The sequence below is a fragment of the Sphingomonas sp. Leaf242 genome, assembly GCF_001422045.1.
Classification (GTDB): Bacteria; Pseudomonadota; Alphaproteobacteria; order Sphingomonadales; family Sphingomonadaceae; genus Sphingomonas.
Genome location: NZ_LMLW01000007.1, coordinates 241,196 through 254,455, shown reverse-complemented (window position 1 = coordinate 254,455; position 13,260 = coordinate 241,196). Strand labels below are relative to the sequence as shown.

The 13,260-nt window shown below is 66.6% G+C and carries 11 protein-coding genes; 3 read left to right on the top strand and 8 right to left on the bottom strand.

All coding sequences use genetic code 11. The features are described from left to right. Window positions 1–3 precede the first annotated feature (3 nt). A complete protein-coding gene (locus tag ASF09_RS05650; RefSeq protein WP_060525311.1) occupies window positions 4–429 on the bottom strand; it encodes a DUF2141 domain-containing protein in 426 nt (141 codons plus the stop codon). Further along, window positions 426–2,342 carry a 1-deoxy-D-xylulose-5-phosphate synthase gene (gene dxs / locus ASF09_RS05645; RefSeq protein ID WP_060525683.1) on the bottom strand — a complete coding sequence of 639 codons (1,917 nt, stop codon included), beginning with the start codon at window positions 2,340–2,342 and terminating at the stop codon, window positions 426–428. The genes ASF09_RS05650 and dxs overlap by 4 nt, the downstream gene beginning before the upstream one ends. A 115-nt stretch (window positions 2,343–2,457) precedes the next feature. Here dxs and ASF09_RS05640 point away from each other — a divergent pair, with 115 nt between their 5' ends. Beyond that, entirely contained in the window at window positions 2,458–3,045 is a 588-nt protein-coding gene (locus ASF09_RS05640) for a CDP-alcohol phosphatidyltransferase family protein (protein ID WP_060525310.1), read from the top strand. Here the strand turns inward: ASF09_RS05640 and ASF09_RS05635 are convergent. The 4 genes from ASF09_RS05635 to aepX are packed head-to-tail and all read right to left on the bottom strand — an operon-like array spanning window position 3,022 to window position 7,830. Beyond that, window positions 3,022–4,110: a 2-aminoethylphosphonate--pyruvate transaminase gene (locus ASF09_RS05635; RefSeq protein ID WP_200912530.1), complete on the bottom strand. Its 1,089-nt coding sequence runs from the start codon at window positions 4,108–4,110 to the stop codon at window positions 3,022–3,024. The two genes, ASF09_RS05640 and ASF09_RS05635, sit on opposite strands and share 24 nt — an antisense overlap. After that, a complete protein-coding gene (locus tag ASF09_RS05630; RefSeq protein WP_060525308.1) occupies window positions 4,107–5,066 on the bottom strand; it encodes a lysylphosphatidylglycerol synthase domain-containing protein in 960 nt (319 codons plus the stop codon). The genes ASF09_RS05635 and ASF09_RS05630 overlap by 4 nt, the downstream gene beginning before the upstream one ends. Continuing rightward, window positions 5,063–6,199, bottom strand: a complete 1,137-nt coding sequence (gene aepY, locus ASF09_RS05625; RefSeq protein ID WP_060525307.1) for a phosphonopyruvate decarboxylase — start codon at window positions 6,197–6,199, stop codon at window positions 5,063–5,065. Before aepY ends, ASF09_RS05630 begins: the two co-directional genes overlap by 4 nt. Then, window positions 6,199–7,830, bottom strand: coding sequence for a phosphoenolpyruvate mutase (aepX, locus tag ASF09_RS05620; RefSeq protein WP_060525306.1), 1,632 nt, complete (start codon window positions 7,828–7,830; stop codon window positions 6,199–6,201). The genes aepY and aepX overlap by 1 nt, the downstream gene beginning before the upstream one ends. Window positions 7,831–7,933: 103 nt before the next feature. Between aepX and ASF09_RS05615 the strand changes: the two genes are divergently transcribed. Together ASF09_RS05615 and ASF09_RS05610 are read left to right on the top strand one after the other, a co-directional pair. After that, entirely contained in the window at window positions 7,934–8,695 is a 762-nt protein-coding gene (locus tag ASF09_RS05615; RefSeq protein ID WP_060525305.1) for a phosphocholine cytidylyltransferase family protein, read from the top strand. Next, window positions 8,667–9,470 carry a phytanoyl-CoA dioxygenase family protein gene (locus ASF09_RS05610; RefSeq protein WP_200912529.1) on the top strand — a complete coding sequence of 268 codons (804 nt, stop codon included), beginning with the start codon at window positions 8,667–8,669 and terminating at the stop codon, window positions 9,468–9,470. The genes ASF09_RS05615 and ASF09_RS05610 overlap by 29 nt, the downstream gene beginning before the upstream one ends. Here the strand turns inward: ASF09_RS05610 and ASF09_RS05605 are convergent. Beyond that, window positions 9,452–10,381: a glycerophosphodiester phosphodiesterase family protein gene (locus ASF09_RS05605; protein ID WP_200912528.1), complete on the bottom strand. Its 930-nt coding sequence runs from the start codon at window positions 10,379–10,381 to the stop codon at window positions 9,452–9,454. The two genes, ASF09_RS05610 and ASF09_RS05605, sit on opposite strands and share 19 nt — an antisense overlap. 38 nt (window positions 10,382–10,419) lie before the next feature. Next, window positions 10,420–13,218 (bottom strand): TonB-dependent receptor, encoded by a 2,799-nt coding sequence (locus ASF09_RS05600; RefSeq protein WP_082444103.1) that lies wholly within the window; start codon window positions 13,216–13,218, stop codon window positions 10,420–10,422. Window positions 13,219–13,260: the final 42 nt, after the last annotated feature.

Below are 13,260 nucleotides of genomic sequence, written 5' to 3'. Positions count from 1 at the left end.
ACGTCAGAGGAAGTACCGTAGTTTCAGCGCGATCGTCTGTGCGCGCCCATCGAACGCGAAGACGGCGGCGGCCCATTTCGGCGGCGCCATCCGGATCGGCGCATCGTTGGAGAAGCCGACGCCTTCCTTGGGGATACCGAACAGCGCGCGGTCGACCTTGCCGTTGGCGTTCGCGTCGTGGAACGCCTGTACCGCGTAAGAGCCGGCAGGGAGGCCACGGACGGTCACGGTCGTCATACCCGCCTGCGCCGGTGCCACCCCCGACCACGGGCAATCCTCCTTCAGGAACTTCGCTTGCGGGCAGACGTCGACATGCACGCGGCCCTTGGCGTTGCGGACATTGGCGACGTGCATCGTCAGGACTCCCTCCGGTGGCGGCGCAGCGCCTACCAGCAGGGTGAGCAATGCAAACGCAGCGACACGCTTCACGCGGACACGCCCGCAGCAGCGATATTATGCCTGAGGGCTTTCAGCACGGTGTCGACCAACGCCGTCGCGTCGAGCCCGGCCTGTGCATATTGGCGTTCCGGCTTGTCCTGATCCTGGAAGACATCGGGCAGGCGCAACGTGCGGACGGTCAGACCGCCGTCCAGCAACCCCTCGTCAGACGCCATCGTCAGGACGTGCGCGCCGAAGCCGCCGATCGAATTCTCCTCGATCGTCACCGCGACTTCGTGCGTGGTGAGCAGCTTGCGGATCAGGTCGACGTCGAGCGGCTTGGCGAAGCGGAGATCGGCGACCGTGGTCGACAGCCCCTTGGCTTCGAGAACCTCGGCGGCCTTGAGCGCTTCCTCGAGACGCGTGCCGAGCGACAGAATCGCGATCTTCTTGCCCTCGCGCACGACGCGACCCTTGCCGATCTCCAGCAGTTGCGGAGTCTCGGGCAGCGCGACGCCGGTGCCGTTGCCGCGCGGATAGCGCACCGCGATCGGGCCGGTGTCGTACTGCGCCGCAGTGTGCGTCATGTGCACCAGCTCGGCCTCGTCCGCCGCCGCCATCACGACGAAGTTCGGCAGCGTCGCGAGGTAGGTGACATCGAACGACCCTGCGTGAGTCGCGCCATCCGCACCGACCAAGCCTGCGCGATCGATCGCGAAGCGGACCGGCAGGTTCTGGATCGCGACGTCATGCACGACCTGATCATACGCGCGCTGGAGGAACGTCGAGTAGATCGCGCAGAACGGGCGCATGCCTTGCGCAGCGAGGCCGGCGGCGAAGGTGACGCCATGCTGTTCGGCGATGCCGACGTCGAAGAACCGGTCGGGATACGCCTTGGCGAACGCATCAAGCCCGGTGCCAGACGGCATCGCCGCGGTGATCGCGCAGATCCGCGGGTCCTTCGCGGCCTCCGCGACGAGCTGCGCGCCGAATACGTTCTGGTATTGCGGCGGGCCCGGTGGCGCCTTGGTCTGGACGCCGGAGATCACGTCGAACTTCTGCACCCCGTGATACTTGTCCGCGGCAGCCTCGGCGGGGGCATAGCCCTTGCCCTTCTTGGTGACAACGTGGACGAGGATCGGGCCCTCCTCCGCATCGCGGACATTCTCGAGCACCGGGATCAGATGCTCGAGGTTGTGCCCGTCGATCGGACCGACATAATAAAAGCCGAGTTCTTCGAACAGCGTGCCGCCCATCGTCATGCCGCGGGCGAGTTCATCGGTCTTGCGGATTCCGTCCGCGATCGGCTTTGGCAACCGCTTGGCGAGTTTGCGTGCCAGATCGCGGAAACCCAGGAACTCGCGACTGGACACGATACGGCTGAGATAGGCCGAGAGACCGCCGACCGGTGGCGCGATCGACATGTCATTGTCGTTGAGAATCACGACCAGCCGATTGCCCGCCTGCGCGGCGTTGTTCATCGCCTCGTACGCCATGCCCGCGGACATCGCGCCGTCGCCGATCACCGCGATGCCCTTGCCCGGCGTCCCCGCAATCTTGTTGGCGATCGCAAAGCCCAGCGCGGCCGAGATCGAGGTCGAGGAATGCGCCGCGCCGAACGGATCGTATTCGCTCTCGCTGCGCTTGGTGAAGCCACTGAGGCCACCGCCCTGGCGCAGCGTGCGGATCCGGTCACGGCGTCCGGTCAGGATCTTGTGCGGGTAGCATTGGTGACCAACGTCCCACACCAATCGGTCCCGCGGGGTGTCGAAGACATAGTGGATCGCGGTGGTCAGCTCGACCACACCGAGCCCGGAACCGAGATGCCCGCCGGTGGTGCCGACCGCGGAAATCGTCTCCGTACGCAGTTCGTCGGCGAGCTGGCGGAGCTGGTCCGGATGCAACTTGCGGAGGTCGGCGGGTGTCCAAACGGTGTCGAGCAGCGGGGTCGCGGAAGAGGCCATGGTCGGTTCTAATCCACCGGTTTCGCGAATACAAAGCGATGTTTCGGCGATGTCGGCCTTGCAAGCCACCGCCGCGCCGTGACATCCGCCTATCTCGCCGATCCGGAGCTGCCGCGTGAGCCACAATACGATCATCCACCGCATCGTTCGACCTGCCGTCCGGATCGCGGCGCGAACCGCGATCACGCCCAACCAGATCACGACGGTGCGGCTGGTGTCGGGCATCGCCGCCGCTGTGTGTCTTGCGGAGGGGACATATGGCTGGATGGCGATCGGCGGGGTCGTGTTCGTCGTGTCGATGCTGCTCGATCGCGCCGATGGCGAACTCGCGCGGCAGACCGGACAGATGAGCGTGTGGGGCTATCGCTACGATCTCGCCAGCGACTGCATCGCCAGCGTCGCCACGTTCGTCGGGCTGGGGATAGGGTTGGCCGCCACGCACGGCACGGCCGCGCTCTGGCTCGGTATCCTCGCAGGCGTCGGCATCGGCACGCTGTTCGCCGAACTCAATGTCCTGAACTTCGCCGACGTCCGCGGCTATGAGCTCTCGGCGGGCTTCACCGTCGATCCAGACGACGCGATGATCCTGGTGCCGGTGCTGATCTGGCTCGGCCTCGCCTGGCCGATGACGATCGCCGCAGCGGTCATCACGCCCAGCGCGGCGATCATCCTCGCGCTGCTAGCCCTGCGTCGCCGCCGCTAGCGCGGGGCGCATCGCGGTCACCAACCGATCGAAATCCGCCGGACCGATCGCGCCGATGCAGCCGATCCGGAACGACTCCGCTTTGGTCAGCTTGCCCGGGTAAATCACGAACTCGGCCGCGGCGAGCGCGTCGTAGAAGGTCGTGAAATCGAAGCGATCGGGCGATCGGAACGTGGCGATGATCGGTGCCTGCAAAGATCGATCGAGATATAGATCGAGGCCCAAGGCATCGGTGCCGCGCAGCAGCGTCGCGAGGTTGCCTGTATAGCGCGCAAGCCGGGAGGTGCTGCCACCCTCCGCCTCCAGCCGCCGGAGCGCTTCGACGAGGGCCGCGACGACCTGCACCGGCGGGGTGAAGCGCCACTGGCCATTCGCCTCGAACCCGCGCCACTGTGCGTGGAGATCGAGGCTCATCGACGCACTCTGCCCAGCGCACCCCTCCAACACCGCGCGGTCGACCAGCGCGAAGCCTAGGCCCGGCGTCCCCTCGAGGCACTTGTTGCTGGAAGCGAGGATCGCGGCAACAGGCAGCGTGGACAGGTCGATCGGCAGCGCGCCAAAGCTCGCCATCGCATCGACGATCAGCAGGCGACCGGCGTCGGCCACCACCCGGGCAACCTCTTCAAGCGGATTGAGCAGCCCGGTCGTCGTCTCGACATGGACGAACGCGACGTGCGTGATCGCCGGGTCTGCCGCCAGCCACGCCGCGACGACCGTAGCGTCGACCGGTTCGTTCTCGTCCCAGCGCAGCGTCTCGACGGCACGCCCCAACCGTGTCGCGATCGCCGCCATACGCTCGCCATAGGCACCGTTGATCAGCATTAGCAGGCGATCGTCCGCACCGAGCAACGTGCCGGCCGCCGCCTCCAGCGCATAGGTACCGCAGCCCTGGATCGGCACCGCGACATGCGTTTCGCCGCCATTCGCGACGTCGAGCAACCGCCGCCGCAGTTCCGCTGTGAGCGCGATGAACGCCGGATCGCGCGAGCCCCAGTCGTCGAGCATCGCCCGGCGCACGGCGGGATCGGTAGTCAGCGGACCGGGCGTCAACAATAGAGGCGTCACGATAGTCCTTCCTGCACGCTGCCGACCGGGGGGCGCGCTTCCATTCGGTGCCATACGGCCAGCCCCGGCAGGCCCAGCGCGAGTTCGCGGATACGGCGGATCAACGATAGCGCGAGCGCCTGCTGCGGAGGGATGCCGAACATCGCGCAGATCAGCAGATATCCCCCCTCCTGCACACCGAGCGCGCCGGGAATGAGGAAGCCGACGCCGCGCACCGCCTGCCCCAGCCCCTCGATCACCATCGCCTCACGCAGCGACGCGTGCACCCCGAGGACGTGCAGCCCGGCCCAGGTCTCGATCCCGCCGAGTAGCCACGACAGCAGGTGCCAGCCCGCCGAACGCAACAGTCTGGCGGGGTTCCGGTACAGCGCCAGCACGGCGGCGTTCAGTCCGGTGAGATCGCTTGCCTTGGTCCAGCGGGCGACGCCGCGTTCGATCAGCGCGAACAGGCCGAAGCGCTGCGCGACGACGAACGCCACGGCCATCGCGATGCTCGCCACTGTGACGCCGATCGCGAGCGTCATCGCCTCGCCGCCATGCGGTCCGGCGATCAGCAGCGCGACGCACAGGATCGTGAAGATCGCCTGAGTCGCGCCCTCGACCGACAGATCGCCCATCGAGGAGGCCAGCGATGGCGCGAGCGGTGGTCCGCGTCGTGCCAGCAGCCGCGCGCGTACCAGATCGCCGCCGATCTGTGCCACCGGTAGCAGCGCGTTCACCGACTCGCGGATCCAGCGCAAAACATACAAGCGCGACACGGGCGCGCGCCGGTCGAGCAGTTCCTGCCAGCCGATCGCCGATGCGAACGTCTGTGGCAGGTGGAGCAGCACGACGAGTGCGATCCCCCATCCCGCCTGCCGCAACGCGTCCAGGATTTTCGCGAAATCGTTCGTGGCGATCAGCGTGACCGCGAGGATCAGCCCGATGACGACCGCCAGGATCGCGGACCGCTTCACCGCGCGAGGAACGCCTTGAACCGCCGCGCGACCGCCTCTGGTGTCACGGTCGGGCGGCCGAGCGTCGCCATCGATCCGGGCGCGATGCGGAGGTGGATCATTGCCGGGCGACCGGCGGTGGCGGCTTCGGCCCATGCCCGCTCGAACCCGTCAAGGTCATCGCAAGAGGCGGCATAGCCATAGCCGCAGGCGACCGCGACCGCGGCGAAGTCGACCGAGGCCGAAACCGTCGCCTGCCCGCCGGTCGAATCGTGTACGCCGTTATCGAACAGGATGTGGATCAGGTTAGCTGGCGCCTCCGCCCCGATCGTCGCCAGCGTACCGAGCTTCATCAGCGCCGCACCGTCGCCGTCGATGACGATTACGCGCTTCGGGGTATTAAGCGCGACGCCAAGTGCCATGCCGGCCGCGCCGCCCATCGATCCGACCTGATACAGATGCTGCTCGCGGTCGGCGAGCGTGAACAGTTCGCGGCCAGACTTGCCGGTGGTCGCGATCACCGCGGTCGAATCGTCCGTGAGCGCGAGGAACCGTTCGAGCGCCGCGACACGTGTCGGTCGCGCGCCGCGCGTCGCGTAATCCGCAAGTCGTCCTCGCGCAGGCAGATCACGTGGGCGCTGATCGAGCGCGGTATCGGCGACATCGCCTTTCGCCATGACGAACGCGAAAGGCTGAGATGCGGCGTCCATCGCAGTGACCGCCTCGCGCAACGACGGCACGATCGCGGCGTCGACATTCGGGAACGGTCGGTGCTCGATCCCCATCAGGCTCAGCAGGTCATGCGTGACCTCGCCCATCACGACATGCTGCGGTTCGTCGGGTTCGCCCGGCCGGCCGCGCCACGTCGTCACCAGCAGGGTCGGAATTCGGAAGGGTGCGTTTAGCGAGGTCAGCGGATTGACCATGTTGCCGAGCCCGGAGTTCTGGCACATCGCCACCGTGCTGCGCCCGGCAAGCCACGCGCCCGCGGCGATCGCGACCGCCTCGCCCTCGCTCGCCGCGCCGACATAGCGAAGCGCGCGATTGGACAGCACGCCGTTGATCAGCGGCGTCAGATAGCTGCACGGTACGCCGGTATAGAAATCGAACCCGGCGGCCGATGCCTCGGCCATGAAGGCGTCCGCGGTGATCATCAGGTGAAGTTGCGCGCGTCGGCGACGTCGGCGAGCGTGTTGACGTCCATCCAGTGGCCCATGAAATACTTGACGCGCACCGGGTGCTTGGCGGCGATCCGGGTAAGCAGCAGCGGCAGGTCGGCGGTTTCGAGCGAGCCCTCGGCGGACAACGCGGCGATCTCCTCACGCAGCCATGTCGCGCCGGTCACGCTGAATCGCGCGAGGCCAACCCATTCGCCGCTCGCGTCCGCGGCCAGATCGCTGCCCATCCGGATCATGTGCGCGGGCGCATCGTCGAGATAACCGCCCGAGAAGGGATGATCGGCGAGCACCAGATCGCGTACGCGCGTGTCCTTGCGCTGCGCGGCGTCGACCGCGAGGACGACGTCGGCCTTGCTCGAAAGCAAGCTTTCCAGGATGTAGTTGCGGAACAGCACGTCGCCGTACGACACCACCAGCTCACCGGTCAGCGCCGCATCCGCCTGCGCCAGCGAATACGCCTCGCCGGTCTCGGCGAAGCGATCATTGTCGACGGTGCGGATGCCCTTCACCGCCACCGCGTCCTTGGCAAAGCCGCGCACCACCGTCACGTCGCGGATGCCACTGTCGGCGAACGTAGCGACCTGGCGCGCGAGCAGCGACTGGCCGCGCACGTCGATCATGCATTTGGGCTTGTCGCGCGTCAGTTCGCCGAGATCGCCGCCCGACGCCGCCAACACGATCGCGCGCGGACGCGGCGTCTCGGGCAGATAGCGCCGCTCCGCCTCCTCGAGCTCGGCGTTGCCCATCAGGCGGAACACCTCCTTGACCGGGATCACGCGGCCCTCGACGTTGCTCAGCGACTGTTCGTCGTGGATGGTCCTGGCGGTCTCGCGCATCGCCGTGATCGACGCGCGCATCAGGTGGTTCGCCCAGATCACCGTCGAGATGCCCGCCTCGCGGAACAGGTCGGTCGGGGTCGCATAATAGGTGGTCGGGACGATCACGACCGGCGCGCGGTTGCCCCAGCGACGGCAGAATTCGAAGATCTCGGTCGGCTCGGCCTTCTTCGAATGGATCAGGATCGCATCGGCACCGGCCGCGTGGTACGCCTCGGCCCGGCGCAGCGCCTCTTCCATCGGCCGGCTCGAGATCAACGCCTCGATCCGTGCGACGATGACGAAATCGTCGCTGGTCTGGCTGTCCTTGCCCGCGGTGATGCGGCCGCAGAATTCCCCGATCTCTGCCAGCGGCTGGTCCTCGCCAATGAACGAATTGGTCTTCGGGAACAGCTTGTCCTCGATGCAGACGCCGGCGATGTTGCGTTCGCCGAGTTTGCGCACCAGCCGCCGGACATTGTTGAAATTGCCGTAGCCGGTGTCGCCGTCGACCAGGATCGGCAGCGCGCAGGCGTCCGCCATGTATTCCAGCACGTCGAGCACCTGCGTCCACGACGCCTCGTTGCTGTCGCGCAGGCCGAGGCTGGCCGAGATGCTGAGCCCCGACGCCCAGATCCCGCCAAACCCGGCTTCCTCGGCGATCTTGGCGGACAGGCCGCTATGCGCCTCCATCAGGAACGCGAGGTCGGGGCGCTCGATCGCGTGCCGCAACAGCGCGGCGCGCGAGGGCGATGGCGTCTGCGTGACGAAATCGGCGGGGAGGTCGTTCATGAAACGGGACTTTCGATGATCGTTCAGGCAGTGATCGAGCAGGCGTCGCGGCCGGCCCGATGTGCTTGGCCGCGGCAAGCCGGCTCGTTATAGACGCCGGGCCATGCAAACAAGCCAGCCCCCTGCCGCCGCCGCAGAAACATCGCCGATCGCCATCCTGCTCGCGGCCGGGGTCGGTCAACGGCTGGGCGAGACGCATGACGGCCCGAAAGTGCTGCTCGATTTCGACGGCCGCTCGCTGCTCGACCGCCATCTGGCGGCGCTGACGGCGGTGGGCGTCGACGATCTCGTCGTTACCGTCGGCCATGAGGCGGAGGCGTTGCGGCACGCGATCGGCGACCGCGCGGGAACCATGCTCAACCCCGACTACCGACAGGGCAGTCTCGTATCGCTCTGGGTGCAGCGCGACCGCTTGCGCGCGGGCCGGCCGGTCCTGCTGATGGACGGCGACGTGCTCTACGACACCCGGATGCTGGCGCGACTGGTCGCTGCGCCGGGCGAGGCGGTGCTGCTTGTCGACCGCGAACTGGAACCGGGCGACGAGCCCGTGAAGGTCTGCTTCCGGGGCGAGACGATGGTCGATTTCCGCAAGCGCCCCGATCATGCGCACGACTGGCACGGGGAATCGGTCGGGTTCTTCAAATTCGGTGCGGCGATGGCGGCAAAGCTTGCCGACGCCTGCGACCGCTATGTCGCGGCCGGTCGCACCGACATCGAGTATGAGGAGGCGATCCGCGACCTGATGCTCGCAGAGCCCGATGCGTTCACTTATGTCGACGTGACCGATCTGCCCTGGACCGAGATCGATTTCCCCGAAGACGTCGGCAAGGCGCGCGATGCGATCCTCCCGCATCTGGCAGGCTGACATGGCCCTGAACGATCCGCATCCGCTGACGGCCAACGACCTGGCGCATTTCGCCGAGACCGGCTGGGTTGCCCGTCGCGGCCTGTTCAGCGCCGACGAGGCCGCGGAGATCGCACGCTGGACCGACGAACTCGTCGCCCTGCCCGAGATGCCCGGTCGGCACATGGTCTATTACGAGGACAGCCTGACCACTCCCAGCACGCGCGTGATGCAGCGGATCGAGGACTTCTGTCCCTATCACGCGGCGTTCGACGACCTCGTCCGTCATGGACGGCTGTCCGCGGCGGTCGCGCAGCTACTCGGCAGCCAGGCGGTCCTGTTCAAGGAAAAGATCAACTTCAAGAAGGCTGGCGGTGCCGGTTTCGAACCGCATCAGGACCAGCAGGCAGGCTGGACGACCTATGCGCCGATGTTCGTCACGGCGCTGGTCGGTATCGATCGCGCGACGACCGAGAATGGCTGTCTGGAAATGACCAGCGCACCGCGTCTGTCGCAGATGATCGGCGAGGAATGGCAGCCGCTCAGCCCCAAGCAGATGGCTGCGTTCGATCTGATTCCGGTCCCGACCGAGCCCGGCGACGTGCTGTTCTTCGACAGCTACGCCCCGCATGCATCGAAGCCCAACCTGACCAACGCGCAACGCCGCATCCTGTACCTGACGTACAACGCCGCGTCGGACGGCGATCACCGCCGCCGATATTACGACGACAAACGCGCGAACTTTCCGCCGGATATCGAACGATTGCCGGGGGCGAACTACGTTTTTCGCGTGTAGCGGCGCAGCGCTTCGGATTCATCGGTCTGTATTATGCTGATGCCCGCGCGTTGCAGGCGACCCCATACCGCGTCGGGATCGCGCAGGGCGTCGACGTCGCCGCCATAGCCATCGACGAACCCCTCCCAAAGCGTGTTCACCCAGACGCGTTCATGAGCCCCGCGCGCAGCGGCGACGACGCCGGGTAGAGCGGCAGCGGGCATGCGCGGGAGTTCGATGCCGATCGCATGCCGTCGGCCGGACGCCTGGCGCGTGACGATCTCGGCAAGATCCGCTCCCGCAGCGTCCCCACTGGACAGGATCGGCATGAACGGTACGCGGTCGTACGGCGCCATCGCGGCAAGCGGCGCGCTGCCGATACCCGCGGCCGTCTTCACGATCACCCGGTCGGTCGCGCCGGCACGGGCCACCGCCTCGATCACCTCGGCATAGATCGCGTCCTTGATATCGAGGTTCAGCACGATCCGGGTGCCGGCATGCGCCAGTATCTCGTCGAGCGTCGGCACCTGCTGATCGGTGAGGCCCGCATCCTTCTCGCCTTCGTTGTCGCGCAGTCGCAACGCCTTGATCTCGGCGAGCGTGAGATGATCGACGGCGCCGGTCCCGTTGGTGGTCCGATCGACCGTCGCGTCGTGGATCATGACCAGATAGCCGTCGCGGGTGCGCCGCACGTCGGTCTCCATAATGTCGATGCCCATTGCCACGCAGTGATCGAGGCCCATCAGCGAATTCTCGGGCGCGCTCGGCAAGGCTTGGCTCGGCGCCGGATTATGACATCCGCGATGCGCGGCGATCAGAAGGCGCCCGTCTGGATCGAGCAGCGCGGTATGGATCTCTTTTACGTTTCGAGCACGTGGCGGAGCAACGGCCGAAACCAAGGGCAGCGCGGCAAGCATAAGCAGGGACATCATCCCAAGGCGCGATCGTGTCATGAAAGACCTTTCCGGGATCAGAATTTGGGGGTGAAACGAAGCCCGAGCCAGACCGTCGTCGGCACGGAATAGCTGTCCTTGAGGAGGTTCTTGTCCGGCCCGGCAAAGCTCGTCAGGCGGGTGTGCGTCAGATTGCTGACCTGACCGATCACCGCGACGCCGTTCCGCAGCGTGTAGGTCGCGGTCAGGTCGACCTGTTCGCGCGGCGCCCAGTACAGGTCCTGCCAATAGACATCGTTGATGATCGTGCGCAGCGCCCTGCCCTGCCGGTTGTAAGCCGCGCGCAGTTCGAGGCCGTGCCTGGCGTAGAACACGCTGGCGTTGAGCGTACTGTCGGGCTGGCCGACCAGCCGGTCGACGCGGCGTGCGACGCCCGCGCTGTTCAGCACGTCGATCCGGCCGCGGAGCAATGCCGCGTTCGCGCTGACGCCAAACCCGCTCAGCAAAGGATGGATGAAGTCGAGCGAGTTGACCACCGCGCTCGCCTCGACCCCCTTGATGCTCGCCTTGGTCGCGTTGGTCGGCCGCGTGACGACCGCGTTGACGTAGTTCACGCCCTCGTAGGTGTAACCGACCGAGGCGGCGTTGAAGATCTCGTCCTTGATGTCCTTGTAGAACGCCGCGAGCGAGACGATCCCGCCATAGCGGCTCGACAGCGTCCAATCGGTGGCGAGGTCGAGATTGGTCGAGCGCCGCGGCTTGATGTCGGGATTGCCGATCGTGACGTTGACGCCGGTCGCGGCGCCGTTGCCGAGATCGCTCGCGTTGACGAAGCCGATCGAACTGCGCGCGGCATAGCTGTCATAGCTGGGCCGCCCGATCGTCTGGCTGGCCGCGGCGCGCAGGTCGATCGCGTGCGTCGCGTGCCAGGTCGCGATCGCCGAGGGCAGCAGGTAGGTGTAGTTCGACCTGGTGGGCTGATCGACGAAGACGCCGTTGCGTTTGATCCGTCCGACGGTCGACTGGTCGGTGTGATCGAGATGCACGCCCGCCTGCGCGTTGATCGCTGACGAGACGTAGCTGGCGAGCGCATAGCCACCCGCGATCTTCTCGACGTGGCGGAAATCGTCCTGGTTGTTGTAGTTCGACTGATCCGTGCTGTTGAGGATCGATGCGGGTTGCGCGGTGATGTCGCGGACCGCGGCGGCCGGATCGATCGTCAGCAGATAGAGGCCGTTCGAATAGTTGAGCGGCGCGCCGCCGGGGCCGACCGCGGTCGCAAGGCCGATCGGCCGACCAGTCGTGTTGGGCTCCAGATCGATTCGGTCGAGATTGAACTTGGGACGATCGTCGGTGTAGCTGGCGCCTGCCGCGAACCCGATGCCGTCCGCATCGGCGCCCTGATTGAAGCCGTAATCGAGCCTGCCGGTCAGCACCGTGTCGCTGGCGTGCCGTTCGTTGTTCGGCCGGTAATAGAGCAGGCTGTAGTTCGACAAGTTGTTGTAGGCGGCCGGATCGACCGCGAACTTCTGATCGAGGCGGCTGGTGTCGTAGGCGAACGCGAAGTTCGACGTCGCGGTCGGCGTGGCCCCGGCGATGCCGGGCGCCGGCCGTGCGACGCCGGTCGCGTATTTGATCATCTGGAACACTTCGTCATAGGTCGCGCGCGACGCGCTGCCCTTGAGCGAGAGCGTCTGGCGATCGCTGGGCTGCCACGTCAGGCCGGTTTGCGCGACGCGCGTCCGCGTGACGATATCGGCGTTCTCCCAGCCTACTTCGACGTCGCCGCCGGGATAATTGCCCGAAGTCGCGGTCTGGTTCAGGACGGTTCCACGGTTGCGCGGGTCGATCAGGACCTCGTTGCGCTCCATCTTGTCCTTGAAATAATAATAGCCGAGCGACGCATAGGCCTGGAGCGTGTCGGTGGGCCGGACCTCGAACTTGCCGGTCAGGCCGTAGCGATCGCGCTTGTCCATCACGTACCAGTATTTGTCCTGCTGCGGCACCGCGAAGCCGTTGCCGAGGCCTGCGCCGGTCTGGAGTTGCCCTGCCGCATTGTAGAAGGAATAGTGGATCGTATCGGTCGTCATGTGCGTGTCGGTGTAGCTGCTGAGCGTCTGGTAATTGCCCGACAGGACGACGCCGTACTGGTGGTTCGCGCCGAACGTCGTGCTGACCGTCGCGCCGAGCCGCGTGCCGAAATCGGGCTGGTGGCGCGGCAGGCCGGTGTCGTTCGCATGGCCGAGCGACGCCTCGGTCGTGACGAACGGCTTGCCGCCGCCTTCGAACGCGCTGCGCGTCATGATGTTGATCGCGCCACCGACCGCGTTCGGATCGAGATCGGCGGTGAAGGTCTTCACGACCTGCAACTGGCTGATCATCGATGCGGGCAGGATGTCGAGACGCACCCCGCGCGAGATCGAGCCGAGCGTTCCGTTGGGCGTGCCGGGCGAGGCGAGCTGCAACCCGTCGATCGTCACGTTGTTGTATGCGGGGCCGAGCCCGCGGATCACCGGCGTCGCGGCCTCGTCGCGCGGATGCTCGTTGTCGGTCGCAGGCAGGACCGACAGACCGGGGATGCGCCGCAGCGCTTCGACGATGGTGGCGTCCGGCAACGCGCGGACATCGTTCGATCCGATGACGTCGATGATGTTGGTCGCGTTGCGCTTGGCCTCGATCGCGACGTTGTTGGCGCGCCGGATGCCGGTGACGACGATATCCCCGGGTGGCGCGGTCGCGGCTTCGGCCGCCGACGTCCCGGTTGCTGATGTCGCAGTCGCCGGCGCGGCGTTTGCCTGTTGCGCCGCGACCGGACCGACGATCGCGATCGACGACACGCCGGCGAGTGCCAGCAACCGTAGTGAAAACCCAACCATGCGATGATCCCCGCCCGTCTGGCCGGCATCGACTGCCTGCCC